Raw genomic sequence first — 26475 nt, forward strand, 5'->3', positions numbered from 1 at the left:
ATATATATTTATTCTTTTACAATAATCATTTGTGTTTATAGTAAAATAAATTATTTCCTATAGATTTATAGTCTAAAATTGTATTTTTGTCTATTTGTAGTTTATTGAGAAAATTATACTCATAAAATTTATTTACATTCCCCATTGCAATGCTTTCATCCACCTTACAGTCGTTTTGCTTTCCTTTTATCGAAGCACTGAATAAACCTTGTTTTATAAAACTTTCCGTAATTATATCTTGATTTTTACCGGGAAAAAATCCGTACCCGTATGTAATATGAAAAATATCATCAACGAATCTTGTAATCTCCTGTATATCAAATTCCGGTATACCTTCTTTAAAATCTAAAATAATACCGATTAAATATTTTTCTCTATCTTTTTTAATAAGGTTCAAAGCCGGATTTTCCAGTATAACAGATATTTTCTTGGGTCCATTACTAGCAAAAACATCAACAATTTCTTTTGCATTATTGAATTTTTCTAAATTATCTTTTTGTACTTTATAATTTATTTCAAATTTGTCAATAATATCAATTTCTTTATTATGTAGGAACTTATTAAACTCATTTATAAATTTTTTAAATATTTCAGTGTACTTTTGTCTATCAGTCCAATTTATCACAACAAAATACTTTAAAACTACACGCCTATCTTTCATTTTATACCTTCATAAATTTATTTATACTTACATGTCTATTTTACAATTTAGAACATATTTCTGAAACTTTTCTTTCAATTTTCTCTTGATTTCCATTTATTAAATCATAGATTACAGGATTTAATGTAATCAATGTTAATTTTACAAATTCTTCACAGTTTAATTCTTTATAGTTTTTCTTAAAATAAAATTCAGATGCATTATTAATTCCATAAATTCCATTCCCAAAATATAACTTTATATAAAGATAGTTGTAACATTCTTTATAGTCTAAAGTTTTTTCAATTTTTCTTCTAGTTCCTAAAATAATAAATCTCCGTTCCATATGACCTAGTTTTTTTGCTCGTTCATCGGTTAAACAAAAATAAGTTTCTGCAATCATATATGCTACTCTATTTTTTGAAGAAAGCAAATCTGCAATCAACGGCAATTTTGTAAATTTAGGATTTTTATCATTTGTATAAATATAAGCAGCAATCTTTATTTGTTCTGAAGATAACTCAACCAAAGATTCATTTTTTAATAGAAGCGAATTTATTTCTATTGCTTTTGAATTTATATAAATATTCAGAAAAATATATAAACCTATAGCACTAAAAATTAACAGCATGATAAGTGAGATAAAAGATTTTATTAAAATAGCAAAATATTTATTCATTTTCATATAAGTTCAATCTTCTTTTTTGCATATATATAATAGATGACTTGAAGCTCCAAGCAATTCCCTTTTTTCACATGTTGCTAAGTGATACTTCACAAATAGCTCAAAGTCTTTATCCTGCATTTTAAAATCGGTTCTACCTTCTGCCGATTCCAAAATATTGTCTACAGCAACGGTAGTCAGATACTTTGTCTTATGAGATTCAAAAAGCTGTTCAAATTCTGTAATGTCATAGCCTGTAAACAGCTGTTCTTCAAAATGTTTAACTTTATAATCATCATCGAAGTTCATCTTTATACCTGCGGCAAGATTTTCTTTAAGGTAATTGTTGTTCATAATGGCATATACGGAAAGAAAAGCCGTCAAAATTATTCCGCCTTTTTTTGTAACGCGAATTGCTTCATCCAATGCTTTGTGTACATCTTTTTTATCATATAAATGATACATCGGCCCGAATAATAATGTAATGTCAAATTTATTATCTTCAAATTTATCAAGATTTAAGGCATCCCCCTGATAAGAAACGATATTTTTAATACCGCTGCCGTTTTTTCTCAGCACCTCAAGATTGCTTTCTACCAGTTCAACAGCCGTTACCTTATATCCTTCCTTTGCCAAGGTAATGGAATATCTGCCTGTACCGGCTCCAATTTCCAATATCTTCGCTCCGGCTTTTGCATATCGGTGAATATAGTTCATTGTAGTGATATACTCCAATTGTCCATAACGGCTTCTGTCCAACCTAGAGTCTTCATCGATATCATCATAAAAAGAATTTAATATTTCAATTCTCTTGCTCATAATTAAGTTCTCCAAATTTTTTTTCTATTTTCAATTTTTTTATTCTTAACCCTTCACCAAATTCCATATAATCGAGTTCATCAAAATAATTTTTATGAATAGGAAAAATATCTTTTAATTTTCCGGCTGAATATAATAAACAAATTAATACATTCCCTTTAATTATTTCTGAAATAAAATCAAGAGCACCTCTAAAAACCTATTTTTTAGTGTACCTATTTATTATTTAGTAGCTTTTTTATAAATTGTCTAGTGTAAAACTTGGATTCTTTATCTTAGTTCCCTTACTTTTCATTTTATTACATATATGCTCCCTCATTTTATTTCTTTAGATAGCAATATCGGCATAAGTTGTATGTTAAGTTCATCATTATTATCGAAAATGTTGCACGAGCTAATCCTATCGTTCTTACATATATACCTTTCATTGAGTTTGTCATAAAGCCAAATACATGTTCTACTCTCGCCCGTATTTTTGATTTTTTTCTGTTACTGATTTTTTGTTTTTTAGTAAGAGGTTTTCCTCTTGCTCCTCTTTCACAAATTTGCCCTTCTATTCCTTTCGCTTTTAAAACTCGCTCTATTTCTTCTCCTATATAGGCACTATCTGCGTATAATCTTTCATCTTCCCTTTCAACCAAATTTTTTAACTCTCTACTATCATGAACATTGGCTGCTGTTACCGTCGCTTTCAATATAAGCTTACTTTTTTTATCTATTTTTATATGATCTTTATAACCGTAATAGCTACGTTTGTGCTTCTTTGTCCACCTCGCATCACAGTCTTTTTGCGATAATTTTGCCTTATTTTGTTTTTCTTGCCATTGTTCAGGAATTTTTCCGTTTTTTATTTGTTCATTTTCATCTTTGCTGTTATGCTGTATCGGAGCTTCTACTATTGTCGCATCTATTATCGTTCCCTCTTTTCCTATTAAGTTATTCCTGGCTAATTCTTTTCCAAACTTTTCAAATAACTTTTTTGATACTCTCGCTTCAATGAGTTTTTCTTTAAAAAGCCATATTGTTTTTGCATCGGGTACTTTATCTTTTAATTCCAATCCTAAAAATCTCATAAAGGATAGCCGATCGTTTATTTGATATTCCGTTTGATCATCACTTATGTTGTATAATTTTTGTAAGATTATTATTTTAAACATCATTACATAATCGTATGCAGGCCTTCCGCCTAAACCTTTTGGCTCTTTGGTTAATGCTTTTTTTAATAGTGGTTTGAATATTTCCCAATTTATTTTTTCGTTTAATTTTTCAAGACTATCTCCTAACTTGCTTAATACTCTTAAACGATCTTCTTCATCAAATAATCCTTTTTGTTTCATATCTCATTTTATCATCTTTTTAATCTTTTTTAAAGGGGGTTTTTAGAGGTGCCCATAATTTAAAGATATATAATAGCCGTTTTTTTCCGGAAAAAATTATATCATCATGACAATGCCACTCACCATTTACAAACGCAATTAATGAATCATCTTCATTCTCTGCATTTTGAAAATATATTGTAACTTCTTGATCTAAAGTAATTTTAAAAGATATATCGCCATCTTTTTTTATAGTTACATTGTAATCTTTAAAATAATCTTCAAGAAAATTAAAATCATATTTCATGAGCTTACATCCTATTAATCAATTTCATATTATCCGATTTCTTTTACGGCTTAAAAATAATATCAAGCTGAATGAATTTTTCACGAACCGCAACATAATTCATCTTTGAAACAATAATAAGATTAAATAAGTTAATATTTATTTTGCTAGTTCAGCTTTTTTAATATCAGTATATAAATTATCTTCTGATATCTGATCTTTGATTGTGTAATAAAGACATAAATAATATATTGCTTTGTTTCTATAAAGTTCTATTCTTGCAGTGCAATATTCACCAATATATACTTCTCGTCCTATTTTATTGAGATCAACATTTTCAGCTATTAATTTAAAATCCTGTTCTATAGCTTCTTCCCATTTTTTTTGATTTTTTATTATTTCTTTTTCAAAATGTGGAATGATTGAAATAAGTCTTTCCATTTCCAAATACATTTGTCTTTTCCAAATAGATAAATATTTTCCAATAATAATCCGCCATTCATAATTAGTACTCCAAGATTGCATATCTATTTCATATTGCTTATCAATATCATTATTTTTTGGAAAATAATCTATATTTATCACTTGCGAAAAACAGGGAATATTTATAATTAAAATTAATAATATTAAAAATAGTTTTTTCATTTCCACTCCTTTCCGGTGTTACAAGCTATACATCTAACTTCATAATTTATATTTTCTAATTTATTATTTTAGAGTTATATCAGAGTGCATATCCACGCTAAAGCGGCACAAATGGGAATATATACAATGTAATGAATAATATGTGCTTTCCAATTAAATCCAAACAAATGCGGTCTGACGATATCCTTAACTTCCGGATAAAAATGAGGGAAGAAATTTGAATGACAGAGAAGGACCCAATCAAAAAACACAATATCGAAAGTCTCCATCCCATAAAGCATGATTAGAAATCTTATAAAAAACTCAATGAAGCTAAAATCATTACGAATTCCATTCCATGCACCAAGTATAAATGCACCCAAAAAGATAAGAAAAGCAAGTGCAATTATAACCCAACCGATCACATGGGCACCGTGAAATCGTTCTTTTCTGTCCGGAACGGCATCATAAACCTCTTTGGGCGCTGAAGAAAAAAACTTCTTGTTTTGAACAAAAGCGACCCCTCCATACAACAAAAGAAAATAAAAAATCATCAACATAAGAGTTGATATTATCGTTATTGTCATTGTATCATACCTCCTTACCGTTAGCATTAAAGCGAGTGTTAGACTTTTTCTTCAATCAAGTCGAAATATTTTGTCGGTGTAAAAATTAATGGTTTATTTGTTAAACAATGTTTGTTGTAAAAATAACTATTCGAAATACCAAATTCCTGCTTATACCTGTTGTTATAAAAATTAAATATCCCAACCCAAATATAACAGCACTAATAAGCACAGAAACACTAATATGCTGTTTGAATATTTTTACCACTTTTACTCTTAATGGTTTTAGCATTTCTACAGAGGTTTTTGTAATTACCACCGTAATAATTGTCATAATAGTATTAATAAACCATTAGAAATGTTTATTTGTACTCATTTTTATTAATACTAAAATAGTACTTATCAACCATCAAATCATTCCACTCTCTAATATTCATTTCAACCTTATCTAATTTTAATCCTATTTTCTCTGCCACACGAATCATCGGTTTATTAAAATCATAAGTCTCAAGTTCAAGACGAGTAATATCTAAATTTTCAAAAAAATACTTCATCCAAAGTTTTAATGCAGATTGAGCTATTCCTAATCCTCGATACTGCGATTCATATATTCCTATTCCAATTTTTATCGATTTAGTTTCTTTTTTGAATCCATAGGCGTTTAAACTACCTATTCTAGTATTATTTGATTCAATCCAAACTCTACTTTTTATTCCATTTCTTTCCTCATCAATACTTTTTAAAAATAACTCTCTAATTTCTTCCTTTTCATTTGGATGTGTTATTTCCCATGGAGCATCAGTATTTCTCCAATCACCATTGTTTAGCCAATACCAATACCACTCAAAGTCGTCCTTTTCTCTACTTACTAAATTACACTTTTCTGAGCTAGCAATAACCATATTAAAATGTACTCCTTTCATAATAATAATAATAATTAATTTTTATTCCTAATTCCAATTACATATCTTTCTATTTTAATTTTTTGAAACTGAATTGTAACAAAAGGATAATAGATAGTTTTTTTATTTTTTTTACCAAACATGATAATTGATACATATTTTTTTTCATTATCCTCATAAAATTCTTCATAACCATATTCTGTCGGAATATACTTCTTGTTTAATCGTGAAATATGTCCATTTTCTTTTACACAATTCCAGGATATAATTTTTGCTTCTTCAAAAATTATATGAAAGTTTATTGGTTCATTTAAATCATTATCACAACTATGTACATCTAAAATAACCGTATTACCTTCTTTTTTAATTTTGATTTTTGAATCATGCAAATAATTTTCAATTTCTATAAAAGAACTATAAAAATTATTTTCAATTGTTAGATGATACTCTTCCAGTTTTTTCAAATATTCAATATCGTCTAAATCTTCCGTGTAGTAATATTTTAATTTTTTAGACTTTCTTATATTTCCAAATGTGAGATTCATTTACTTATATTTTCCAACGCCTTTTGTTATGCACATAACATAATTTTAGCCCATAAACCGCTTAACCAGTTTGTTGGATTTGAAAGCTGTGTTATGTATTTTATTTCTTTGATTTATTTTCACTAAATTAAAAAAGTCCGATTCATATCCATTCATATGTTTGAGAAGATTCAAAATTTCCTTCTTTTTTTGTTTTACTGTATTTTTTAAATAATCAAATAAGATATTTACTTTTTGATTCAAGAATTTATTATTATTTTTGCTTACAAGTATTTTGAAAATTCTATTTATTGTACAAATAAAAAATTAAAATATAAACAAAAGCAGTTATTAATTGTACATAGTTCTTTATTTTAATGAATTTTATAAAGTATTCAGATGAATACTATCAAAGGTGAAACCATAAAAGCCTTGCTTAAATACTTCTTTATCATTTTTTTCACCTGCATGAGCCACATAAGTGCCCAAAGTATATTCAACTCAAACATATAATCCTTTTTTTTATTCCTTTACTCAGCAAGCTTGACTTGTTTAACTATTGTTTTTTATTAAAATATTTATACCAATAACTATTAGGATTTAATATAAAATCTTTATTTTTTTCGTATACTAATTCATCTATATTTTCAATCGTAATGTTATACCTTGCTTTTAAGCCGAAAATATTTCTAAGTTTTTCTATATTTAAGGATTTTCTTTCTATATGGATTATGATTTTTGAATCAATTTTAATAAATTTATTAGAAATATTGTTTAAGCAAAAATCAAAAGCTTCTTCATCCAACTGAGAATAAAAATGAATTCCTGAAACAATTAATTTAATTTTTTTCCTCCGTTGTCCATTGGGCAATCCAGATAACATTATTTTAAAACGCAAATAGCCTTGATCGGTTTTTTGGATTTGAAAACTGTGTTATGTGGTTTTTATTTTTTTTAATTTAGGTTTCAATTCTTCTCTTACTCTCCTTTCTGTATCTGCACAATATGCTTTTATTTCAATACTATTAAGATAGTTATCAAAGACTCGATCACCATTTTTTTCGAAGTATTCTTTTACCGGACAAAACAATTTAATAACATTAGTCTGGTTAAAGAAACAAATTTGAAATAAGACCTCCATAAATGAACTGCTTCCTGCAATCGAAATTCCCCCACATTCTTTTTGAAATACAGGACATTCTCTTACTTTAAGGTTGGATTCTCTTAATTCCTCGATATGATCTTTATCGGGGGCTCCGGCAATAAAAAAAGTAGCTGCTTTTTGAGTATTATCTCTGAAATCCATATCGATTAAAACTTGAACTGCATCCAGAATAAAATCATATCCATATTTCCATGTTGCCATATAATCAACTTCAACCCATGTTGAATCTTTTTTGATTTCTTTAAATATCATTTAATCCTCCTCTAAAATTACTTTTTTTTACAAGAGACAAAAGTCACTTACTTTTTTCTTTCTCAACCACACCAGTGGCATGTGAGCATAACACCCGCTTAACCTGCATTTGCGGCTACTCCGCAATGTCAGGTTGAAGCGGGTGTTAGACACTTTTATTTTGTTTAATCGCTTATATTAACAATTATGCTTTTAATTTTACACTACTTTGCTTTTTAGTACTATACATTCTTAAATAAAAAGCTAAAATTTTATATAAATTAACAGCTTTATATTCTAAATACCAAACCATCCGGAGGTCTTATATTCCATTGATATTCTTAGCAAGTTTAAAATACTTAGAAAACCTTCAAAATGAGTTAGAGGCTGTCTTTTTATCAGATATTCTCTTCAGATATTTGATTATTTTCATCCGATTTGTAAATATTGTTTACAAATGCTTTTATCTTATTAGCATCATTTAATGCTTTTTTCATGTCTTCTTCTTCAATTTCCATTGCAAATGGATATCTTGACTGAACTCCATAAGGTGTCAGTCGAGCACATTCCTGTTCAATAGTCTTAAACTCCGCTTTTGTCTGCATACATTCGTTTACAAGCAATTTTAAATCATGAGTTTTCTGAATGGCTTTATTTTGATCTGCAATATAGCCTTTTAAAAATTTTTCTGATGACTGTTGACAATGATAACAGAAAATTTCAAGCGGAACAGGATGAAGAGTCTTGACAAGATGGTTTGCAGTAATTAAATCCCGTTCTGCATAGGAATACCACTCTTTTGAAATTTCCGATGGATTATTCATATAGTTTTACTCCTTTTTTTACAACTTCACTTTCTATACAGGAAGTAATGTTTTTCCTTTTATTAAAGGAACTACTGTTTGAAACAAGTAAATCCACAGGGCGCTTTTGATATGATGAAATTGCAAGTCCAAGTTCTTGCATAGCTATCAATGGACGGACAGAATTATCAGGAATTACAACATAAAGATCAAAATCACTATCTTTTGTTGGTTTTCCATATGCGTAAGATCCGAAGAGGTAAATTTCATTAACTTTCATATTGTTACATATCGCATTAACAAGAATATCCAATTCTTTCTTTATCTCTGCTTTCATAGCATCTCTCTCCCTCTATTATACCATATTTTGAATTTTTTGTCAGAAAATAAGAATTAATAAAATCCTCAGATAAAAGTTTACTTTTCCTTATCCAAGTAGATATTATAATACAACTTTATCCAAAAAAATTTAAGCTATTAATTTTGGTTTTATGCTTTAATTTATAAAAAACGCACCCTATTTTTTCAAAGTTGCAGTTAATTGTGCCATGAGGCATCGGTCTAACAATTGGTTGTACCGCAGCGGGCTCGACCCGCTGTCGGCTACGAACCTTTGTTATACCGTACTATTTATTTTGTAAGATTTTCAGTTACATGTATATTCTGGGTTCTTATATAAAAATTCCTTTTCCGAAATAATTGATTTGTTCCAAACTTCTTCTTTCCATTTTTCTTCTGGGACATCCTTAATTGCTACTGAAACGCTTGAAGTTTTACATCCTAATGTTTCTGCGATTACTTCTGAAATTTTTTTAGCACACAATTTCTTCTGATTTTCTGTTCTTCCAGGAAAACATTTGATTTCTACGTGTGGCATTTATTTTCCTCCAATTAAAGCGGGGTTTGCTGCTATCTTGTTTAGCCCTAAACTTCAGCTGATTACCCTATATCTAAGACGAATGTATGAATTGCTTAAAGTTTTACACTCCAATAACTTCAATACTCCTAATGATGCAAGCTCTTTTTCAGACATTATGGATTTACCGTCTATAAGTGTGGATGTATCTTTTCCGCCTATGAGGACAGGAGCCAAAACTATGTCTACAAAATCAATCAGCTTTTCTCGTAGAAAAATAGAATTCACAGTGCCTCCGCTTTGAACGGTAAGACGTTCACAGCCAAAATCATTTTTTAACTGGTAAAGACCATTCTTTAAAGAAAATTTTTCCTGATACAATATATGAAAATTTTCCTCATTAACTGAATAAGCTGGATGATTTTTGTTAGATGTCATAAGAACAAATTCTTTTGACTTGGCGCAAAAATACTTTATTCCTCGCTCATCCAAATGTGAATTATCTAGCAAAACAAATGAAACAGGTGTTTTTGGAGGTAAAGTATTTTTGTTTGCTCCCATCTTTTCCTGAACTCGACCTGTATTAAAAGACCATAAATCAGTAGTTTGTTCGATTTCATAGTATTGATGCAGGCCTTCTTTTAAACCTTTGATTTTAGGAAAATCTTTATCTACATCAAGTTCATCAGTCGAGCCTGTACTTATTTTTCCATCAACTGATACCAGCATAAACAATGTTGTTATTGGTCTGTTCTTATTTTCCATATTTTGATTTCCATTTTACTATTAAGCGCCCCAGTGCGGGCGTCCACATAACATTCGCTTAACCTGCATTTGCGGCTACTCCGCAATGTCAGGTTGAAGCGAGTGTTAGGTTTTTATAATAATTTTCCATAATCACGTTTTGCATAAAATATATGCATTATAGTAACTATCTTTTTCTCTTCATCAATTAAATATAATGCTAGATAATTATTCTTAAATATAAAACGATGATAACCTTTTTTATGCAATCTCAAAATAGAACATCTAGGAAACATATATGGATTTTCAGTTAAAAAAGATTTTTGTCTAAAAAAATCATCTAATAAACTTGATGCAGCATTTGAATTTACAAGTATCTCTTTTATATATCTTACAATTTCATTCAAATCTCTCTTTGCCTTATCAGTGATTTGAACATCATAAATCATAGCGATTTTTTATCTCCTCTACGGCCTCATCAATACCGGAAACCCTGCCGTTTTGTAAATCCATTTCTGCTTCTTCCAAATTACTATAAAGATCATTAAAAAAAGCATTTTTTTCATATGTTTCCATACTCATAATAACCATATCACCATAGCCATTTTTTGTTATAAAAATCGGCTCATTTGTTTCATGACAAAGATTTGAAATCGTACTAGTATTTTTTAAGTCTCTAATTGGTACTATTTGCGGCATATGCACCTCCTAGTGACCTTATTATACCATAATAATACCTTTATGTCTATAGAAAATACTTTCTTACAGTAAAACTCCCTATGAATTTTTACATAATCATAGGGAGAAAACTTAAAACGTATGATTCTCTAATTTTTGCTTTTATTTTTTCTCGTAAACCTTTAGTAATATAATATGAATCTATCCTTGCACACATATCATCTTTTGAAAGATGTTCTTTTTCCATGATTTTTTTACAAGTTGCAGAAATAATAGCTTCATATCCATATTTGGCTATTACTGAAGAACCAGCTCCTATAACTATTAATGTTATAACTCCACCTATCATTCCACCAGGTCCAAGTAACGCCAATGTCGCTGTTACTGCTGCGGCCCCTACAAGACCAGTACTACTCATTACGATTATAAAAATCAATGCTGGGATTCCTATACCTGCAAGGCGTTCTACAAATTCGTCCATAAAATTTCTCCTATAATATTTATTTTTAGATCGAAATAAATGTTATAGGTCGGTTCCGCACCTGCCTGCCGTAGGCAGGTCAACCTAACATTCGCTTAACCTGCATTTGCGGCTACTCCGCAATGTCAGGTTGAAGCGGGTGTTAGGTTAAAATCTACCTTCGAAAACAGCATCTCTAAGACATTTGTTTATTCTTGTCTGATAACCTTTACCAGTTGCCTTCATCATTGCAAGAATATCAGCATCAATTTTAAATGAAATTGATACCTTTTTTGGTGTTATGTCGAAATACTCTTTATGATACGGAACAAATTCCTGTAATTCTTCCTTTGAGAATTTCGGAGAATCTTCATCATAGGTAATAGGGAATTTCTCAATTTCTGCAATTCGTTCAGCCGTTAATTTTTTTGATGTAATCATAATAGACCTCCTTCAAATCATTATCTGCTCTTTGAGCTGAAATAATTCTAATTCGTTCACGTTCCGTAAAAGTAGTTACAAGAACCAACATTCCATTTATACAACCTATACCATTCCATCTTTCTTCATCAACAGAATGATTTTTATCATATCGGACAAGAAAATATGGATCATCAAAGACATCCGTTATCTCTTCAAACCCGAAACCATGTTTTTTACAGTTGATTTCATTCTTTTCTTCATCCCATTCAAAACGACGATTTTCACTTATAACAGTTTTACCCATAAAATATCCCTATCAAAAGTATATATTTATAAGGATATATTGTCAAGCATATGCTTAAATTATGAAAAACGAAACTTTTATTTATTTAACAAATTTCAAATAAACTCCATAGCTAACTTTTTATTTTAGCATATATTAAGCTGTTTTCATTCTTAGCAAATCTAAGAATTATATTTTCAGTTTTAGACTTTATTAATATATAAATTTCTATACAAATTAATATATTTGCAGATTAAGTACAAGTCTTTCCGCAAGCGGTTAGCTTGTCAACCTAACATTCGCTTAACCTGCTTTGCGGCTCGTCCGCAATGTCGGGTTGAAGCGGGTGTTAGGTGTTTATAATAATTTTCCATAATCACGTTTTGCATAAAATAGATACATTATAATAACTACTTTTTTCTTTACATTGCTTATATGAAAGTTCTAATAAGCAAGTGTGTATAAATAATCATTGAGAAAATTTCCACTGACAGCAGTATTTTTGCTCCAATATTTTTTTGATGAATCTGTAAATATCTTCTTCATCTCTATACTACCATCATCATAATTTTTCAGATTTATTGTATACCTTATTAAACATGTTCTCTAATTTTCCCATTAACCAATGTATGAAAATGAGATTTCATATCATTATAATGCAACTCAATAATGAATAAAAAATTATTCTTGAAAGGATGAATTGATTCCATATATTAACCAATATAGCTATGGATATTGGGGTACATATTAAGCTTGTAGCCAATGAAGGTATATATCTTTTTATAAATATTGCCTGAAAAACATGAACAATCATATGCAAAATAAAAGCAACAAAGCACCCTATCCATAAATAATACCGATTAGTCAAAAAAGAAATACTACATATTATCAGAATAAGTATATACTCTTCTGCCACACCGAATGCAAATGCTGCCGTTGAGATTTTTTTCATGTGATTAATAACAGGTATGAATCTTGACGGTACTATTTCTTGCAGATAGTTTTTATTTTTTTTGAATCCAATATTTTATCAAAATAATTTCTTCAAAATCGTGAAGTATAAAGAGTAAAGGAAAAATCCATATAATGATATGTATACTATTCATAATTCCTTATATTTTATCTCTACAGTAGTTATCAGATTTTGTTTATCATAACCTTTGCCCGATATTTTTTCGGTAATTTCACCTATTGTGATCTTATCATCTATTTTTATCTCACATGTAAATAATACGGTATTTTCCCATTTTATATTTGCTTCAATACATATTTTATAGGTTCCCTTTTCTACAAATTCTCCATTTTCATTTTTGATATCCCATTCTAATTGAACCTTTCCGGATTTAGGAGTTGCACTGCTTATTCCGTCTATGCCGATATCTTTTACCGCTTTTCTCCATAAAGGTAGGCTTTCCGCTCTTTTTTCCCAACCCTTCCCTGCTGTAAAATCCGTAACAAATAAATTTTTTACGAGAATACCTTTGTCGTTTTCAACCCATACAGCAAATTGATTACTTGCTAAGCCGAATTTTCTGGTAAAATCAAAATCGATGCTTATGATTTTTTCCTGATTATCTAAGTCCTCTGCAAATATATTTCCAGAAAAGACGATAAAAATGATTAGAATAGTTAATATTATTTTTTTCATCTTACAAATCTCCTTACCTTTCCTTGAGGTATAAAATTTAGAAGACATACATTAGTCTTATTTAGCGTGCCATGGGCACGTCCACCTAACATTCGCTTAACCTGCAAACGGGCTCAGTCCCGTTTGTCAGGTTGAAGCGGGTGTTAGGTGTTTTTTATATATAAATATCCATACCTTCATTTCGAAGAACTTTTTTCATTTCTGGAAACTGGTATTGTTTTATTCTTTTATCCATAGAAATGAGTTCATTTATCATTTCTGTAAGTGTTCTTTTTGAAATATCAAACCCAATGATTCTATTAATCTCTTTTATTTTCCATGAATATGGTTCTGATTTTGGATATTTCACTATATCATTAAGGATTTTTTCTAATTTCCCATATGGAACAATATTCCAAACCATAATAAGAATATTTATCGCTATAAAAGCTTCTTTCGCTAAAGCATTCCAAGAATTATCTTTATTTGATTTTTCAACATTAATTTCTATTTTATTTATTGTATTATGTGTACCTGAATGAAACGGATTAAATAGAGGAAGAGAATTTAGATTAAGTATATCCAGAAAATCATTTGCCACAAACAATCCACAAAAAAAAGAGCCATTATCATTTTCATTAATTCTATTTTTATAGGTAAAACAATAATATTGATCGGTAATAGTATCACCAGCAGCACTTAATTTAGTTTGACCATTAACTAATTTTAAATGTGCTAATGGAAAAATATCATATTTTTTAATAAGTTCTCTTCTTCTTTCTTTTGTGCGACAATAAAAAGCTTGTTCTTTCATTTTTTCCTCAGCTCACCAAAAGCATCCACTAAATATTCGCTTAAGGGGGATTGCCACACCAGAGCCATCTCAATTACTGAAGCTAGTGGGCTTGACCTAAAAATTATCATCAAAATTATGAGCAATTTTGATAACAAAGTCAATGTCAGCTTGAAGCACTTGTTAGGTCAATTTCTTTATAGTATTTTTCAAACATTAACTCACTCTCACTATGGGAAAAGCCTTCAAAAAGAATTTTTCTACCATTCTGCTTCCAAAACACTATAACGGAAGGAACAACTGAACCTGTAGAAAAGACCAGTTCATTGACTTTAAGACTTAAATCATTCATATCATAAACTTGATAATAAATTTGTGTATAGTTCATTCCAAAACTTGAATCAACAGTTATATAGTGAAGTTCATTATTTTTTATAATAAATTTACAGTATGTAACTTCTCTCAAAACATGATAATTTACAATTTTGTTATTCTTAACTAAAAAGATTACATTTATATAACATTTCCATATTTTTCCACCTTCTTCTGTATCATAGCTTTTTGGTATATGTACTTCATATAAGCCATGTTTTAAATCAGACTGAATAACAAAATAATTGTTTGCAACAATGTTGTCTGCAAAGTCATAACAGAAAGTGAATAAAACTCGCCAATATTCCAACCTTGTAATTTTTCAATAAGTTCGTTTTCAAGAATATCTGGTAAAAGTTTATTTTCATCAATTTCAGAACTTTTTAACATATATTCATTGATCATTGCAAAGTACGACTTACAGTGCTCGCCTTTAATATCACCATATTCATCTAAATACTTAGTTTTAGCAGAACAACTATAAAACAACATAATACAAAATAATATAATTAAATATCTATATTTCTTCATTTTTTCTCTTATTGCGCGAAGCGTCAACCTAACATTCGCTTAACCTGCATTTGCGGCCTTGTCCGCAATGTCAGGTTGAAGCGGGTGTTAGGTCAAATTTCTTATCTCATGTTTATAGTAATCAAGCAATTCCACAATAATCTGATTGTCCGGATGTCCGCCTCGTTTACCAAATAAGCCCATGCTATATTCAAAATATTCGTAAGGTAATATACTGGTAAAAACTTTTCTAAAAATATCCTTGTTATTACTTGTATTAATCAAAGAGTACATTGTGCTAAAAATAATCCAGAATCTTCTTTCAATTCTTTCAAGTTCTTTAATCTCTTTTTCTTTTCTTTGAACAATCTCACACTTATGATCTTTATACCAAATTTTATCTCCGACATTACAATGGATAAATTCTTTTGTTTCGTAAATATCTCCATCTAGGATTGTTGCCGATCTTTTAATAGCTTTTCCTGGATTGATAAGATGCAATTTTAATTCATTTATAAGATCGATTTTTGTGAGCATTTCATCAGTTGTTGATGAGTAATGATTTTCTACTCTAAGACTTGAATCTGTATTAAACTCTTTAATTTCTTTTAAAACCAAGGAAAAGTTAATATTCTGAATATTAAAGTCATTTGATTTAACAAATTCAGAAAACTCATCTCTTTGAAGTTTAATTGATTCCTTCTGAGCGAGAAGTGATGAATAGAAAAGGAATGCGGCGATTAATGAAACTAATGGACCAAATATTGCTGCAAATAAGGTAGCTAAAGCTGATAGCGCATCATAATTATACTTGCCAGAAAATATTGTCAACCCACTAAAAAACACGCCAATTACAAATGCAACAAACACAATTAACGATAAAACTGAAGAAACAATAATTGCTGTTTTAATATTCATTTATTCCCCTTTTCATGCCAAAGGCAATGTCAACTTGAAGTGCTTGTCAGTGTAAATCCATTTTTAATCGCTTGTCTGGCACAAACTTGCGCTTTAAAGGATGTCCTTCAGCCCTTAATATATTACCGTCAGAAATATTCATTAAGGATGCCCATATTGTAGTAAAATTCCCATCATCTGGATATTGACACATAAAGCCATACTTACCCATGAGTATATCTTTTGCATATTGAACGGCATCCGTAATTTTGTAAGCATCAAATGCTAACTTCACTGTTTTAAATCTAGCATCTGACATAAAAATATCACGATTACTTTCATCATATTTCCACATAGATTTTGAAGTAAAATGATTTACTGTTACAATATATTTACCATTTATACTACTTATCGTTGGCATTCTTTTATTGATTTTTTTCGGATGACATTCAAGCACAACCATATCTCCCAATTTATCCGCAAGCAAAATGTTACAACTTGAAGCAATAGGTAATTCCTCAATAAATTTAACGGCTTCAATTACTGTTTTACATTTTTCTAATACCAATCGAACAATAAGAACAGAATTTATTCCCGGCTTAATTTCTTCAATGATAGGTTTTACAAATGTCATAGCTGCAACCAACCCATATTCATTAATACCTTCTTCGCCATTAACAAATGAAGAAGTATTTAGAATAAAACTATTTCCATTTTCAGGTCTATAATAAATACTTTTACTGATTGGTTCCAGAAATGGGGGTAAATCATTATTTCTTGCATAGTAAACTTTTTCATCATGAATAAAAGTAAAAGCAGTACAACCTCGTATCTCAGTAGATTCATTTTCATATACATCAAGACAACACCCCATACACATTAACCAAGATGTAAATATAGCATTATCTATTCCTATTTGGTCAGTTATTCCTTTAATTTCTGCAACTATCTCTGGAAACATATCATTTAGAATTATACCACTTTCCTTTCCAAATTTCTTTTGAAATGAATCGAGATTTATCGGAAATGAAACATTACTTTGCTTTAATATAGAACCTAGTTTTTGCCCCATTGCATAATGATTGCCTTTGAATCTTGGATGATACATATTTACTCCCTAATATATCCATAATTTTACAAAAACAAATTTTAATGTCAACTAACCAAATTTTTAATACGAATCGCGCCGACAGGCGTCAACCTAACATTCGCTTAACCTGCATTTGCGGCTCCGTCCGCAATGTCAGGTTGAAGCGGGTGTTAGGTTTATTTTTATAATTATCAAATAGTATAACTATATCTTTCAGCATATTTGCTTAATATTTCATTTATCATTGTTTGATATTTTACATTATTTTTCTTTGCTGAAGCTTTAAAAAATGCAATACTTTCACTATCCAGCGTTATCGTAATTTTTACTTTTTCAGATTTTCTTATTAATCTGTCCGGTGGTGGTAGAAAATCATCAATCCTTTCCGATAACGATATTGACTCAGCTACTTGTTTAGGAGCATCACTGTATTCTATTTTCTTCTTCATATCTTCTTTTTCCTTCTCGCCAATATCCGGCACCTATTATCCTAATATTCTCATTACGTAAGGTAAAACGCACCGTCAATATTTTGTCTTCAACTTTACCAAGACAAAAATATCTTTTCTCTTTATCCGAATGTCTTTCATCATATAATATAACTCTATTTTTATCAAAAAAAGCTTCCTGAGCTTCTTCAAATGAAACACCATGTTTTCTTATATTTATTTGATTTTTATTCTTATCCCATTCAAATGTCATAATATATTATACATACTTTTTGCAATATTTTCAATACATATATTTTTATTTTATATAAAAAAATATTTTATATAGTTATACTGCCACTTTTTGACTTTAATTTATCTTAAAATCAAAAAAGTGGCAGAAATAATTAAATTTTAAAAAATATTATAATCTTCTAAAATTAATCACGAAACTTAAAATAATTACTCAAATCTCTCCCATATTTTTCTCTAGTTGCTTTAGAAATATCAAAGACTGTTGGTCTTTGATCGCCACGGGTTGTAAATTCAATCTTTTCACCCTTATTCCGCCATTTTTTTCCATCATAAAAATCTTGATTTGCAAACATTTCCCAAAATGCCATACTTGGCCTCCTATAAATTTATTTTTAGATCGAAATAAATGTTATAGGCCGGTTCCGCACAAGTCTTTCCGCAAGCGGTTAGCTTGTCAACCTAACATCCGCTTAACCTGCATTTGCGGTTCCTCCGCAATGTCAGGTTGAAGCGGGTGTTAGACGTTCTTACTACAAAAAAATTCTCCATTTCCATTATATATTTTTTAAGCAATAACGTAACATACATTTTCTTTTTATTTTAGAAAAATTCATTTCATATTATTTTTAATAAATATAATTATATCTGCAATTGCATTATCATACATATTACTAATATCTACACCATAATTTTCTTTTGTTTTTTTAATTATAATTTCTTTAACATCTTCTGGAGTTTTTTTACACCATGGAAATAATATTAATTCTATTGTTACTTCATCAGCAAAAAATCCTTCGTAAAAATCTATCCCAAGAATCTTCTCAAAAAAATCAGCGGCGAATTCTTCATTTTCAAATAAAATATCATCACTTGCAAACTCAATCGGTTTTCTTTCCCAAGGTTTTGGTAAAATATTATTTTTTTTATAATCATAAAAAGTTTTTTCTATTTTGCTAAATGCCTCTGCAAAATTTGAACCGAATCCTACAAAACCGGCCCAATTTAATATTCTTACACAATATTTAAAATTTTCTTCTTGAGCATTTTTATTTATATAATAATAAAGTGGATAATCAATTACATTTAATTCTTTTCTTTTTAGGCGATTTAATATTGTAAAAGGAATAAATAAATTTTTATAATACATATTTTCTCCATTCAGTCATAATTATCATATATAATTTTATATATTAATAAACACTGAAGTTGCTTATTTTTTTCTAAAAATTTTCCAACGCTACGCGTTGTGCGTATAACATTCGCTTAACCTGCATTTGCGGCTACTCCGCAATGTCAGGTTGAAGCGGGTGTTAGAATATTTTTTAAGCTTTTTCTTCATTCAAAAAAAGTTCTATATCTTGTATATCATCTTTATCTTGCATTATTAGTATTTTTGGGCTGATAACTTCTTTTCGTATTTGGATATGAATTATTTTATTTTTATAAAGACTATATTCAATTGAATAATCTCCTGGTTTTGCATCAATTTTAATCGTGGAAATAATTGACCCAAGCTCAAAACCATTTTTGGTTTTTAACGGAACAATTATTTTTCGAATTATATCATTAATCTTTAAATTATCTTTTTCATTGATAAATATTTTAAACTCACCGTCTTCAATTGTATCAAATGAAACAGATCCTTTCCGGTATGCGAAACCTTGATTAAGGGATTTTGATGACCATTTATTATAAGGATTAGGCATATCGGCAACAAATATTGCAAGTTGCCTATAAAGTATATCCACTGTAACCATTTAACTATCTTAATCGCATGTTATAACGCTTTTTGTTTCAAGACAATCAAATAATATAACAACTGAAATAATTACATAGTCACCAATAATAAAATCATTATAAATACTATCTAATTGTCCATAGAATATCATTCTACTTTTACATATCATATAACGAAAAATCATTTTCTTATAAAATTGTCCATTTTGCCGCTAATTTTATCAGAAATTAAATATTTTCCCAGTCCATATGATTGTAATATTATTTTTTGCTCCGCGCGAAGCGTCATTCTAACATTCGCTTAACCTGCATTTGCGGTTCATCCGCAATGTCAGGTTGAAGCGGGTGTTAGATTAATTTATGTATAATTCTCGTAATTGATTAGATGACAGAGAAATACCTTCTTCAGCATATCCAAAAAAAACTATAATCCCCTTATTAAATTTCTCTGAATATCTACAGATAATTTCCAGATGCGCAAGTGTAACTGGAAATATTTTTTCATCCTTTTGCAAACATTTTGAGGCTTCCTTTTTTGAAAGAAAAAGCATAAAAGCATGTTTTTCTTGAGATTTTATCATTTTATAAGATCCTGTATTTTCACCATTTTTGATATACATTATTGTATAAAATGGTTTTGGTAAATCATATTCATCAGGTAATACAACTTTTAATGTCTGTTTTGATGATTCTATTATTATACTTAATTCACTAATAACTAATGTTGTTATCCCAAAATAATCAGCATATTCTTTAGCACCAGTTTGAAATCCCTTTGTTGTTACTATTATTCCAAATGAAGAATTAATATCATTTACTTTAGAATGTAGAATCATAATATCAGATTTTTCAACTTTTCTTTTTGAGAAATTTTTGCATTCAATTAACATTAATCTTTTTTTATTTAAGAGATCAAATGATATAACCACATCTATTTCATGCAATAAACCAGATTTGCCTTTAATTTTTTGATCTTTCTCTATTTTAAGGTTCGGATAACCTTTATTTATAAGTCTATTATAAAGAAAATAGATTCCAGATTCATATTCTTTCCAATTAATCATTTTTCCTCTTTGTGCCGCAAGGCATCAATCTAACATTCGCTTAACCTGCATTTGCGGCTACTCCGCAATGTCAGGTTGAAGCGAGTGTTAGGTTTATTTTTATAATTATCAAATAGTATAACTATATCTTTCAGCATATTTGCTTAATATTTCATTTATCATTGTTTGATATTTTACATTATTTTTCTTTGCTGAAGCTTTAAAAAATGCAATACTTTCACTATCCAGCGTTATCGTAATTTTTACTTTTTCAGATTTTCTTATTAATCTGTCCGGTGGTGGTAGAAAATCATCAATCCTTTCCGATAACGATATTGACTCAGCTACTTGTTTAGGAGCATCACTGTATTCTATTTTCTTCTTCATATCTTCTTTTTCCTTCTCGCCAATATCCGGCACCTATTATCCTAATATCCTCATTACGTAAGGTAAAACGCACCGTCAATATTTTGTCTCCAACTTTACCAAGACAAAAATATCTTTTCTCTTTATCCGAATGTCTTTCATCATATACTATAACTCTATTTTTATCAAAAAAAGCTTCCTGAGCTTCTTCAAATGAAACATTATGTTTCCTGATATTTATTTCATTTTTATTCTTATCCCATTCAAATGTCATAACATATTATACATACTTTTTGCAATATTTTCAATACATATATTTTTATTTTAGAGAAAAAACTGCCACTTTATAATTTTAATATATCTTAAAATCAAAAAAGTGGCAGAAATCATTAAATTTTAGAAAATATTATATCTTCTAAAATTAATCACGAAGTTTAAAATAACTACTCAAATCTCTCCCATATTTTTCTCTAGTTGCTTTAGAAATATCAAAGACTGTAGGTCTTTGATCGCCACGGGTTGTGAATTCAATCTTTTCACCCTTATTCCGCCATTTTTTTCCATCATAAAAATCTTGATTTGCAAACATTTCCCAAAATGCCATACTTGGCCTCCTATAAATTTATTTTTAGATCGAAATAAATGTTATAGGCCGGTTCCGCACAAGTCTTTCCGCAAGCGGTTAGCTTGTCAACCTAACATTCGCTTAACCTGCATTTGCGGCTTGTCCGCAATGTCAGGTTGAAGCGGGTGTTAGGATATCTTATGTTCTTAATAAAACTTCCTCTTTTACTTTTGAATTAGTTAATTTAGGATATATTTTTATTTCTAGCCCCATTCCAATACTATCAATATAGTCAATAAGTGTTGATAACTTTATATCCTTTCTTTTTTCTAATCTCGAAACAGATGACTGACTAAAATTTGCAATCTCGCTTTGACTCAGTTCCTGTAATTCTCTAATCCTAGCTAATTTGATTGAAAAATTTTCTCTTTCTGCTTTTAATTTTGCTTTCTTTACTTCTTCCTCACTCATATATCTTTCCATCATTTCAAACGCATCTTTCATATTAACCTCCTAAATATATCCATTTTTTTCAGCAATTTCCTCCGATCTTTTTATTAAATCTTTATAAAATTTCTTTTCATTTACACCTTTTTTATCCCCACCTATAAGCAAGATTGCTTTTCTCTCCCTATCAAAGAAAAAAGAAACTCTTAAAACTGTTTCAGAAGTTCGGCCTCTTAATTCTTTTAAATTTTTTATCTTCTTTGAACCATGGATAATATCCGCATATGGACGGCTTAACTCAGGGCCATTTAATCTCAAAAGCTCTGTCAAATAGTACAACTCTGACATACTATCCTTATCCAAAGATTTATACCATTCTTCGTATTCTTCTGTCACATTAACTTTCCACATGTTTATATTATATGCATTACAGTGCATATTTGTCAATAGATAAATAAAAATATTTTAATATATCAAATAATTGTCTTTTATTACCGAATACCCTCATATACCTAAATTTTTATAAATTAAAACTTATATTATTGCTATTGTTATAGAATCTGATAATTTATAAATAAATGTTAAGTTTATTTATTAGTAATATTATACTCCATTCTTTCCATTGCTTTTGCATGAATTCTATCATGCCAGATCAATCGCCTCAGCGCTTTTCTAATAGACCAATCTTCTTCATTCTTAAATACTCTATTTCCATCTTTTTTGTATTTTTTTATTAATTCATCAATACAATTTTTTCTTCCTCCTATGATATCAAGATCAATATCTGCTTCCAAATCTACTTGTCCTAAGTAATATTTTTGTACATTACATATATGTTTATATTGTTCAAATATTGTAGAATATACATTTCCATAAAATGTTTTTCTTACTTTACTATCATCGATTACATTTTTGTTCTTACATTTGTTATATACAGCATCAACTTTTTTTGCGGATAAAAATGCTAACTCACATTCATGATAAAAATCATTCTCATTCTCATACTCTTTCTTCTCTATCTCAAGAATAATATCACTATCAGCGTCTTCAATCATTAAATCACTATGTACAATTACTTCCTCAATTTTATCAATCTCACTAACTTCTATATCCAACCATTGTTCATATTCTTTAATTTCTCTTTTGTATTTATTTCGTGCTTCTTCTATTGTTTTTCCTCGAACATAGGCACCGGACAGATTTTCTATCCAACCAAGAAATCCTTTTCCATTAGTTTCATATACTACTTTCATATAAATATTCCTTTGCATTTAATATTTTTCTTTTTGCGCGCTTTAGCACGTCGTCCTAACATTCGCTTAACCTGCATTTGCGGTTCATCCGCAATGTCAGGTTGAAGCGAGTGTTAGATTTTATTTTTCCAACAAAAACTAACACATTTTTTCGATTTCCTTTATATACTTTGACTATATTAAACTTCCATTAAAAACAGTTTTGCATATTTTACGGAACTTTTTATATGCAAAACTGTAAAGTTATAACTATAACTTATATCCAACACTAAAACCAAGGTTAAACATAAAACCGCTCTCTTTCGTTGCTGCTGAACCCATATTTTTATTCATCTGAAATCCAAGTAATAAACTAGGCTTTAAAAATAATCTTTCTTTTACATAAACATCTGATCCAACACCAAATGCAACATAATGTCGATGAAAATTATAACTTGAATCAAGATTCTCTTTATAATTTTCTCCATCTTTTTTACAAGAAATATTAAAATTTAAATCAAATCCAAACAGGGGATAAATCTTTGCAATACCAACTGTAAATGGATATTTTCCAAAAAAAGCCATATTAAAGTAACTCATATTAATTCCAGATACCAAAGGAGTAACTTCACTACTACCAAAGCTAAAACCGAGAGTACCCAAAACATATTGTGCATCAAAAAAACATTTTACACCAAAAAAATTACCAGTTGCTTTAGGGCTAACCTTAAACCACCCTGTATCAATCTCTGCTTTTTTTGTGGCATGTGTAAAATCAATACCACCACCAACACTCAGATCAATTGCAAACAATGATGTAGTACATAATGCTGCAACTAATAACATTGAAACTAACCTCTTTTGTTTCATCTTTCAACCATCCTTTCGCAATGTTTTTTTTCATTGCAATTATTTTTATTTTTCGTCGAAAGAATGCTTTGATTGGTTCCGCACCTGCCTGCCGTAGGCAGGTCAATCTAACATTCGCTTGACCTGCATTGCGGCTCCTCCGCAATGTCAGGTTGAAGCGAGTGTTAGATGCTTTTATCTTACCTATCCCTCTTATATTAACAATTATCCTCTTAATCTTACACTATTTCGCTTTTTATTACTACACATTCAATAAAAAAAGCTTAAAATTTTACTGTAAGGCTAAAATTTTATTGTTACTTAACAAATAACTATAATAATTACCATGACCGTCCGAAGGACTTTTATTTTGTTGATTTCCTTAACGAGTTTTAAAATCCTTAGATAAAAGTTTCATTTTACTTAACAAGTTAATTATTATAATTACCGTGACCGTCCGAAGGACTTTTATTTGTCGATTTACTTAAAAAGTTTAAAAACACTCAGATAAAAGTTTTATTTTACTTATCCAAGTAAATATTATAATAAAACATAACCTTACTCAAAAAACCTAAGCTTTTAATTTGGGTTTTCAAGCTTTAAATTTACAAAAAATACACCCTACTTTTTCAAAGTTGCAGTTCATTGTGCCGTTAGGCATCCATCTAACATTCGCTTAACCTGCATTGCCGTGCCCGTGTAGGGCTTGGCGTGGAAATTGCATAAAAGAAGCGCAGCCGTGTAAGCGGCGGAGCGACATACGCAATTTCCATGACAAAGGCAATGTCAGGTTGAAGCGGGTGTTAGACGTTTTTATTTTAACTATACAACTTATATTAATAATTACGCTTTAAATATTACACTACTTTGCTTTTTAATACTATACATTCGATAAAAAAAAGCTTAAAATTTTAATAACTTGACCACTTTATCTATAAATAAACTTTATTTTAAAATTACATAATAATTAAAAAAAATAAAAACTAAAGTTCAAATTTTCTTAACAAGTTAATTATTATAATTACCATGACCGTCCGAAGGAGTTTAATCTCGTTGATATCCGTAATGAGTTTAAAAATCCTCAGATAAAAGTTTTGTTTTTTTAATATTTTCTTATCTCAAAAGTTTTATCAATTAGTTTTTAATTTTACCTTCAATTTCCCCATCAGTTGCCTATCATATTTTTCTATTCGCATATCATATTTAAACCATTTACACAATTTATTTCACAGGAGCATTCTTTCTTTTTCTTATCATTAAAATCCATCTTGAGTATCCATAGTCAACCAACGCACGTTAGAACACTCATTATATTCGGATAATAGCAATAAAGTTTGTTCTTTTAGCTCATGTAACTGAGACTCTAATTCATTAGGAAGCAGTGTTTCAAAATCTTCTATATAATGACACTCTATTAATAAATCATTTATTTTTTTATTAAATTTATATTTTCTACGCATACCAACCGGAAGGATAGAATTAATTTCATTCATGGTTATCTTTTTGTTAATAACAGCCTCAAGCGTTCCTAGTATAATAACTAAAAACATTTTCTCATCATACTTTTCATTAGTTATTTCTGTTATTTTCATTTTTATTATTTTCCTTAACAAGTTAATTATTATAATTACCAGACCGCCCGAAGGACTTTCACTCGTCAATTTCCTAAACGAGTTTTAAACCCTTAGATAAAAGTTTTATTCGTCATAATCAAGTAGATATTATAATAAAATAATGTTTTACTTAAAGAACCTAAGATTTGAATTTGGGGTTTACGCTTTAATTTACAAAAAAAATACACACTCAATTTTCAAAGTTGCAGTTTATCGTGCCGTAAGGCATCGGTCTAACATTCGCTTGACCTGCATTTGCGGCTCCGTCCGCAATGTCAGGTTGAAGCGGGTGTTATACGCTCTTATTTTAACTCAACCGCTTATATTAACAATTAAGCTTTTAATCTTGCCTTATTTTGCTTTTTATTACTACATTCAATAAATAAAAACTTAAAATTTTACTATAAAGCTTTATAATTTGCATATTCAACTTTTACATTACTTAAAGCATATATTATAAACTATATAATTTAACTATAATTCTATATTATTTACAAAACTAATCTTTTATAAATAGTATTTATCTTAAAATCATAAACTTATTCTTAACAATAAGACTTTATTTTTTTTACTACCCCGCTTTTAATTACTAAATTTAAAAAAATAAAAATTTAACTATAATACTAAAATTTTATACAACTTAACCGCTTTATATTATAAATAAACT

General features: G+C 29.1%; 42 protein-coding genes. All 42 read right to left on the bottom strand.

Features of this window, described 5'->3' with window-relative positions; translation table 11 throughout:
- Positions 1-25 precede the first annotated feature (25 nt).
- Positions 26-661, bottom strand: coding sequence for a hypothetical protein (locus E4O04_RS09200; protein ID WP_253707518.1), 636 nt, complete (start codon positions 659-661; stop codon positions 26-28).
- A gap of 40 nt (positions 662-701) precedes the next feature.
- The gene (locus E4O04_RS09205) at positions 702-1325 is read right to left on the bottom strand and encodes a transglycosylase domain-containing protein (protein ID WP_253707520.1); all 624 of its coding nucleotides are present in this window, start codon (positions 1323-1325) and stop codon (positions 702-704) included.
- Between the two features lie 6 nt (positions 1326-1331).
- Positions 1332-2123, bottom strand: coding sequence for a class I SAM-dependent methyltransferase (locus E4O04_RS09210; protein ID WP_253707522.1), 792 nt, complete (start codon positions 2121-2123; stop codon positions 1332-1334).
- Positions 2124-2443: 320 nt separating this feature from the next.
- Complete coding sequence (locus E4O04_RS09215; protein ID WP_253707524.1) at positions 2444-3460, bottom strand: IS5 family transposase; 1017 nt, start codon at positions 3458-3460, stop codon at positions 2444-2446.
- A 19-nt stretch (positions 3461-3479) separates the two neighbouring features.
- Positions 3480-3746, bottom strand: a complete 267-nt coding sequence (locus E4O04_RS09220; RefSeq protein WP_253707526.1) for a hypothetical protein — start codon at positions 3744-3746, stop codon at positions 3480-3482.
- A gap of 138 nt (positions 3747-3884) precedes the next feature.
- Complete coding sequence (locus E4O04_RS09225) at positions 3885-4370, bottom strand: hypothetical protein (RefSeq protein WP_253707528.1); 486 nt, start codon at positions 4368-4370, stop codon at positions 3885-3887.
- Between the two features lie 74 nt (positions 4371-4444).
- Positions 4445-4936, bottom strand: coding sequence for a hypothetical protein (locus E4O04_RS09230; protein ID WP_253707530.1), 492 nt, complete (start codon positions 4934-4936; stop codon positions 4445-4447).
- 341 nt (positions 4937-5277) lie between these two features.
- Positions 5278-5838, bottom strand: coding sequence for a GNAT family N-acetyltransferase (locus tag E4O04_RS09235; protein ID WP_253707532.1), 561 nt, complete (start codon positions 5836-5838; stop codon positions 5278-5280).
- Positions 5839-5852: 14 nt separating this feature from the next.
- On the bottom strand, positions 5853-6362 hold the full coding sequence (locus E4O04_RS09240; RefSeq protein WP_253687646.1) for a hypothetical protein: 510 nt from the start codon (positions 6360-6362) through the stop codon (positions 5853-5855).
- 535 nt (positions 6363-6897) lie between these two features.
- On the bottom strand, positions 6898-7224 hold the full coding sequence (locus E4O04_RS09245; protein ID WP_253707533.1) for a hypothetical protein: 327 nt from the start codon (positions 7222-7224) through the stop codon (positions 6898-6900).
- Positions 7225-7275: 51 nt separating this feature from the next.
- A complete protein-coding gene (locus tag E4O04_RS09250; protein ID WP_253707535.1) occupies positions 7276-7758 on the bottom strand; it encodes a hypothetical protein in 483 nt (160 codons plus the stop codon).
- A gap of 377 nt (positions 7759-8135) precedes the next feature.
- Positions 8136-8561 (bottom strand): HEPN domain-containing protein, encoded by a 426-nt coding sequence (locus E4O04_RS09255; protein WP_253707537.1) that lies wholly within the window; start codon positions 8559-8561, stop codon positions 8136-8138.
- Positions 8554-8877, bottom strand: coding sequence for a nucleotidyltransferase domain-containing protein (locus tag E4O04_RS09260; RefSeq protein ID WP_253687643.1), 324 nt, complete (start codon positions 8875-8877; stop codon positions 8554-8556). Before E4O04_RS09260 ends, E4O04_RS09255 begins: the two co-directional genes overlap by 8 nt.
- A 309-nt stretch (positions 8878-9186) precedes the next feature.
- Complete coding sequence (locus E4O04_RS09265) at positions 9187-9417, bottom strand: tautomerase family protein (RefSeq protein ID WP_253678035.1); 231 nt, start codon at positions 9415-9417, stop codon at positions 9187-9189.
- A gap of 54 nt (positions 9418-9471) precedes the next feature.
- Positions 9472-10161, bottom strand: coding sequence for a dihydrofolate reductase family protein (locus E4O04_RS09270; protein WP_253707539.1), 690 nt, complete (start codon positions 10159-10161; stop codon positions 9472-9474).
- Positions 10162-10274: 113 nt separating this feature from the next.
- Positions 10275-10589: a type II toxin-antitoxin system RelE/ParE family toxin gene (locus E4O04_RS09275; protein WP_253687640.1), complete on the bottom strand. Its 315-nt coding sequence runs from the start codon at positions 10587-10589 to the stop codon at positions 10275-10277.
- Positions 10579-10845 carry a type II toxin-antitoxin system Phd/YefM family antitoxin gene (locus E4O04_RS09280; RefSeq protein ID WP_371921952.1) on the bottom strand — a complete coding sequence of 89 codons (267 nt, stop codon included), beginning with the start codon at positions 10843-10845 and terminating at the stop codon, positions 10579-10581. Before E4O04_RS09280 ends, E4O04_RS09275 begins: the two co-directional genes overlap by 11 nt.
- 82 nt (positions 10846-10927) lie before the next feature.
- Positions 10928-11299 carry a hypothetical protein gene (locus E4O04_RS09285; RefSeq protein ID WP_253707541.1) on the bottom strand — a complete coding sequence of 124 codons (372 nt, stop codon included), beginning with the start codon at positions 11297-11299 and terminating at the stop codon, positions 10928-10930.
- A gap of 147 nt (positions 11300-11446) precedes the next feature.
- Positions 11447-11719: a BrnA antitoxin family protein gene (locus E4O04_RS09290; protein WP_253687624.1), complete on the bottom strand. Its 273-nt coding sequence runs from the start codon at positions 11717-11719 to the stop codon at positions 11447-11449.
- Positions 11691-12005, bottom strand: a complete 315-nt coding sequence (locus E4O04_RS09295) for a BrnT family toxin (protein ID WP_253687623.1) — start codon at positions 12003-12005, stop codon at positions 11691-11693. The genes E4O04_RS09290 and E4O04_RS09295 overlap by 29 nt, the downstream gene beginning before the upstream one ends.
- A gap of 622 nt (positions 12006-12627) precedes the next feature.
- Entirely contained in the window at positions 12628-12936 is a 309-nt protein-coding gene (locus E4O04_RS14170) for an HXXEE domain-containing protein (RefSeq protein ID WP_371922243.1), read from the bottom strand.
- 52 nt (positions 12937-12988) lie between these two features.
- Complete coding sequence (locus E4O04_RS14175) at positions 12989-13090, bottom strand: HXXEE domain-containing protein (RefSeq protein ID WP_371922244.1); 102 nt, start codon at positions 13088-13090, stop codon at positions 12989-12991.
- A complete protein-coding gene (locus E4O04_RS09300; RefSeq protein ID WP_253707543.1) occupies positions 13087-13632 on the bottom strand; it encodes a DUF2271 domain-containing protein in 546 nt (181 codons plus the stop codon). The genes E4O04_RS14175 and E4O04_RS09300 overlap by 4 nt, the downstream gene beginning before the upstream one ends.
- 154 nt (positions 13633-13786) lie before the next feature.
- Positions 13787-14425 carry a hypothetical protein gene (locus tag E4O04_RS09305; protein ID WP_253707545.1) on the bottom strand — a complete coding sequence of 213 codons (639 nt, stop codon included), beginning with the start codon at positions 14423-14425 and terminating at the stop codon, positions 13787-13789.
- A 145-nt stretch (positions 14426-14570) separates the two neighbouring features.
- Positions 14571-14792, bottom strand: a complete 222-nt coding sequence (locus tag E4O04_RS09310) for a hypothetical protein (protein ID WP_253707547.1) — start codon at positions 14790-14792, stop codon at positions 14571-14573.
- A gap of 203 nt (positions 14793-14995) precedes the next feature.
- A complete protein-coding gene (locus E4O04_RS09315; protein ID WP_253707549.1) occupies positions 14996-15307 on the bottom strand; it encodes a hypothetical protein in 312 nt (103 codons plus the stop codon).
- An 87-nt stretch (positions 15308-15394) separates the two neighbouring features.
- A complete protein-coding gene (locus E4O04_RS09320) occupies positions 15395-16204 on the bottom strand; it encodes a hypothetical protein (RefSeq protein ID WP_253687635.1) in 810 nt (269 codons plus the stop codon).
- 46 nt (positions 16205-16250) lie between these two features.
- Positions 16251-17291, bottom strand: coding sequence for a C45 family autoproteolytic acyltransferase/hydrolase (locus E4O04_RS09325; RefSeq protein WP_253678037.1), 1041 nt, complete (start codon positions 17289-17291; stop codon positions 16251-16253).
- A gap of 173 nt (positions 17292-17464) precedes the next feature.
- Positions 17465-17755, bottom strand: coding sequence for a BrnA antitoxin family protein (locus tag E4O04_RS09330; protein ID WP_371922245.1), 291 nt, complete (start codon positions 17753-17755; stop codon positions 17465-17467).
- The gene (locus E4O04_RS09335) at positions 17697-17975 is read right to left on the bottom strand and encodes a BrnT family toxin (RefSeq protein WP_253679545.1); all 279 of its coding nucleotides are present in this window, start codon (positions 17973-17975) and stop codon (positions 17697-17699) included. Before E4O04_RS09335 ends, E4O04_RS09330 begins: the two co-directional genes overlap by 59 nt.
- 166 nt (positions 17976-18141) lie before the next feature.
- Complete coding sequence (locus tag E4O04_RS09340; protein WP_253687630.1) at positions 18142-18324, bottom strand: hypothetical protein; 183 nt, start codon at positions 18322-18324, stop codon at positions 18142-18144.
- A 242-nt stretch (positions 18325-18566) separates the two neighbouring features.
- On the bottom strand, positions 18567-19103 hold the full coding sequence (locus E4O04_RS09345) for a hypothetical protein (RefSeq protein WP_253687613.1): 537 nt from the start codon (positions 19101-19103) through the stop codon (positions 18567-18569).
- Positions 19104-19278: 175 nt separating this feature from the next.
- A complete protein-coding gene (gene comJ, locus E4O04_RS09350) occupies positions 19279-19713 on the bottom strand; it encodes a competence protein ComJ (RefSeq protein WP_253687609.1) in 435 nt (144 codons plus the stop codon).
- 333 nt (positions 19714-20046) lie between these two features.
- Positions 20047-20757: a restriction endonuclease gene (locus tag E4O04_RS09355; protein ID WP_253707553.1), complete on the bottom strand. Its 711-nt coding sequence runs from the start codon at positions 20755-20757 to the stop codon at positions 20047-20049.
- A gap of 108 nt (positions 20758-20865) precedes the next feature.
- Positions 20866-21156, bottom strand: coding sequence for a BrnA antitoxin family protein (locus E4O04_RS09360; RefSeq protein WP_371922245.1), 291 nt, complete (start codon positions 21154-21156; stop codon positions 20866-20868).
- Positions 21098-21376, bottom strand: coding sequence for a BrnT family toxin (locus E4O04_RS09365; RefSeq protein ID WP_253707555.1), 279 nt, complete (start codon positions 21374-21376; stop codon positions 21098-21100). Before E4O04_RS09365 ends, E4O04_RS09360 begins: the two co-directional genes overlap by 59 nt.
- A gap of 147 nt (positions 21377-21523) precedes the next feature.
- A complete protein-coding gene (locus tag E4O04_RS09370) occupies positions 21524-21706 on the bottom strand; it encodes a hypothetical protein (RefSeq protein WP_253707557.1) in 183 nt (60 codons plus the stop codon).
- A 159-nt stretch (positions 21707-21865) separates the two neighbouring features.
- A complete protein-coding gene (locus tag E4O04_RS09375; RefSeq protein WP_253707559.1) occupies positions 21866-22171 on the bottom strand; it encodes a helix-turn-helix domain-containing protein in 306 nt (101 codons plus the stop codon).
- A gap of 9 nt (positions 22172-22180) precedes the next feature.
- Positions 22181-22525: a type II toxin-antitoxin system RelE/ParE family toxin gene (locus tag E4O04_RS09380; RefSeq protein WP_253707561.1), complete on the bottom strand. Its 345-nt coding sequence runs from the start codon at positions 22523-22525 to the stop codon at positions 22181-22183.
- 176 nt (positions 22526-22701) lie between these two features.
- Positions 22702-23367 carry a hypothetical protein gene (locus E4O04_RS09385; RefSeq protein WP_253707563.1) on the bottom strand — a complete coding sequence of 222 codons (666 nt, stop codon included), beginning with the start codon at positions 23365-23367 and terminating at the stop codon, positions 22702-22704.
- Between the two features lie 249 nt (positions 23368-23616).
- A complete protein-coding gene (locus E4O04_RS09390) occupies positions 23617-24216 on the bottom strand; it encodes a hypothetical protein (RefSeq protein WP_253679541.1) in 600 nt (199 codons plus the stop codon).
- Between the two features lie 1235 nt (positions 24217-25451).
- On the bottom strand, positions 25452-25787 hold the full coding sequence (locus E4O04_RS09395) for a DUF3969 family protein (protein WP_253707565.1): 336 nt from the start codon (positions 25785-25787) through the stop codon (positions 25452-25454).
- Positions 25788-26475 lie beyond the last annotated feature (688 nt).

Origin of the sequence: Treponema sp. OMZ 799 (genome assembly GCF_024181365.1) — a bacterium.
GTDB lineage: Bacteria > Spirochaetota > Spirochaetia > Treponematales > Treponemataceae > Treponema_B.

What these genes read in the sequence shown, in the direction of transcription:
- E4O04_RS09200 (WP_253707518.1), bottom strand. Translation starts at nt 661, where the DNA reads ATGAAAGATAGGCGTGTAGTTTTAAAGTATTTTGTTGTGATAAATTGG.
- E4O04_RS09205 (WP_253707520.1), bottom strand. Translation starts at nt 1,325, where the DNA reads ATGAAAATGAATAAATATTTTGCTATTTTAATAAAATCTTTTATCTCA.
- E4O04_RS09210 (WP_253707522.1), bottom strand. Translation starts at nt 2,123, where the DNA reads ATGAGCAAGAGAATTGAAATATTAAATTCTTTTTATGATGATATCGAT.
- E4O04_RS09215 (WP_253707524.1), bottom strand. Translation starts at nt 3,460, where the DNA reads ATGAAACAAAAAGGATTATTTGATGAAGAAGATCGTTTAAGAGTATTA.
- E4O04_RS09220 (WP_253707526.1), bottom strand. Translation starts at nt 3,746, where the DNA reads ATGAAATATGATTTTAATTTTCTTGAAGATTATTTTAAAGATTACAAT.
- E4O04_RS09225 (WP_253707528.1), bottom strand. Translation starts at nt 4,370, where the DNA reads ATGAAAAAACTATTTTTAATATTATTAATTTTAATTATAAATATTCCC.
- E4O04_RS09230 (WP_253707530.1), bottom strand. Translation starts at nt 4,936, where the DNA reads ATGACAATAACGATAATATCAACTCTTATGTTGATGATTTTTTATTTT.
- E4O04_RS09235 (WP_253707532.1), bottom strand. Translation starts at nt 5,838, where the DNA reads ATGAAAGGAGTACATTTTAATATGGTTATTGCTAGCTCAGAAAAGTGT.
- E4O04_RS09240 (WP_253687646.1), bottom strand. Translation starts at nt 6,362, where the DNA reads ATGAATCTCACATTTGGAAATATAAGAAAGTCTAAAAAATTAAAATAT.
- E4O04_RS09245 (WP_253707533.1), bottom strand. Translation starts at nt 7,224, where the DNA reads ATGTTATCTGGATTGCCCAATGGACAACGGAGGAAAAAAATTAAATTA.
- E4O04_RS09250 (WP_253707535.1), bottom strand. Translation starts at nt 7,758, where the DNA reads ATGATATTTAAAGAAATCAAAAAAGATTCAACATGGGTTGAAGTTGAT.
- E4O04_RS09255 (WP_253707537.1), bottom strand. Translation starts at nt 8,561, where the DNA reads ATGAATAATCCATCGGAAATTTCAAAAGAGTGGTATTCCTATGCAGAA.
- E4O04_RS09260 (WP_253687643.1), bottom strand. Translation starts at nt 8,877, where the DNA reads ATGAAAGCAGAGATAAAGAAAGAATTGGATATTCTTGTTAATGCGATA.
- E4O04_RS09265 (WP_253678035.1), bottom strand. Translation starts at nt 9,417, where the DNA reads ATGCCACACGTAGAAATCAAATGTTTTCCTGGAAGAACAGAAAATCAG.
- E4O04_RS09270 (WP_253707539.1), bottom strand. Translation starts at nt 10,161, where the DNA reads ATGGAAAATAAGAACAGACCAATAACAACATTGTTTATGCTGGTATCA.
- E4O04_RS09275 (WP_253687640.1), bottom strand. Translation starts at nt 10,589, where the DNA reads ATGATTTATGATGTTCAAATCACTGATAAGGCAAAGAGAGATTTGAAT.
- E4O04_RS09285 (WP_253707541.1), bottom strand. Translation starts at nt 11,299, where the DNA reads ATGGACGAATTTGTAGAACGCCTTGCAGGTATAGGAATCCCAGCATTG.
- E4O04_RS09290 (WP_253687624.1), bottom strand. Translation starts at nt 11,719, where the DNA reads ATGATTACATCAAAAAAATTAACGGCTGAACGAATTGCAGAAATTGAG.
- E4O04_RS09295 (WP_253687623.1), bottom strand. Translation starts at nt 12,005, where the DNA reads ATGGGTAAAACTGTTATAAGTGAAAATCGTCGTTTTGAATGGGATGAA.
- E4O04_RS14170 (WP_371922243.1), bottom strand. Translation starts at nt 12,936, where the DNA reads ATGAAAAAAATCTCAACGGCAGCATTTGCATTCGGTGTGGCAGAAGAG.
- E4O04_RS14175 (WP_371922244.1), bottom strand. Translation starts at nt 13,090, where the DNA reads ATGAATAGTATACATATCATTATATGGATTTTTCCTTTACTCTTTATA.
- E4O04_RS09300 (WP_253707543.1), bottom strand. Translation starts at nt 13,632, where the DNA reads ATGAAAAAAATAATATTAACTATTCTAATCATTTTTATCGTCTTTTCT.
- E4O04_RS09305 (WP_253707545.1), bottom strand. Translation starts at nt 14,425, where the DNA reads ATGAAAGAACAAGCTTTTTATTGTCGCACAAAAGAAAGAAGAAGAGAA.
- E4O04_RS09310 (WP_253707547.1), bottom strand. Translation starts at nt 14,792, where the DNA reads ATGAACTATACACAAATTTATTATCAAGTTTATGATATGAATGATTTA.
- E4O04_RS09315 (WP_253707549.1), bottom strand. Translation starts at nt 15,307, where the DNA reads ATGAAGAAATATAGATATTTAATTATATTATTTTGTATTATGTTGTTT.
- E4O04_RS09320 (WP_253687635.1), bottom strand. Translation starts at nt 16,204, where the DNA reads ATGAATATTAAAACAGCAATTATTGTTTCTTCAGTTTTATCGTTAATT.
- E4O04_RS09325 (WP_253678037.1), bottom strand. Translation starts at nt 17,291, where the DNA reads ATGTATCATCCAAGATTCAAAGGCAATCATTATGCAATGGGGCAAAAA.
- E4O04_RS09335 (WP_253679545.1), bottom strand. Translation starts at nt 17,975, where the DNA reads ATGACATTTGAATGGGATAAGAATAAAAATCAAATAAATATAAGAAAA.
- E4O04_RS09340 (WP_253687630.1), bottom strand. Translation starts at nt 18,324, where the DNA reads ATGGCATTTTGGGAAATGTTTGCAAATCAAGATTTTTATGATGGAAAA.
- E4O04_RS09345 (WP_253687613.1), bottom strand. Translation starts at nt 19,103, where the DNA reads ATGTATTATAAAAATTTATTTATTCCTTTTACAATATTAAATCGCCTA.
- comJ (WP_253687609.1), bottom strand. Translation starts at nt 19,713, where the DNA reads ATGGTTACAGTGGATATACTTTATAGGCAACTTGCAATATTTGTTGCC.
- E4O04_RS09355 (WP_253707553.1), bottom strand. Translation starts at nt 20,757, where the DNA reads ATGATTAATTGGAAAGAATATGAATCTGGAATCTATTTTCTTTATAAT.
- E4O04_RS09365 (WP_253707555.1), bottom strand. Translation starts at nt 21,376, where the DNA reads ATGACATTTGAATGGGATAAGAATAAAAATGAAATAAATATCAGGAAA.
- E4O04_RS09370 (WP_253707557.1), bottom strand. Translation starts at nt 21,706, where the DNA reads ATGGCATTTTGGGAAATGTTTGCAAATCAAGATTTTTATGATGGAAAA.
- E4O04_RS09375 (WP_253707559.1), bottom strand. Translation starts at nt 22,171, where the DNA reads ATGAAAGATGCGTTTGAAATGATGGAAAGATATATGAGTGAGGAAGAA.
- E4O04_RS09380 (WP_253707561.1), bottom strand. Translation starts at nt 22,525, where the DNA reads ATGTGGAAAGTTAATGTGACAGAAGAATACGAAGAATGGTATAAATCT.
- E4O04_RS09385 (WP_253707563.1), bottom strand. Translation starts at nt 23,367, where the DNA reads ATGAAAGTAGTATATGAAACTAATGGAAAAGGATTTCTTGGTTGGATA.
- E4O04_RS09390 (WP_253679541.1), bottom strand. Translation starts at nt 24,216, where the DNA reads ATGAAACAAAAGAGGTTAGTTTCAATGTTATTAGTTGCAGCATTATGT.
- E4O04_RS09395 (WP_253707565.1), bottom strand. Translation starts at nt 25,787, where the DNA reads ATGAAAATAACAGAAATAACTAATGAAAAGTATGATGAGAAAATGTTT.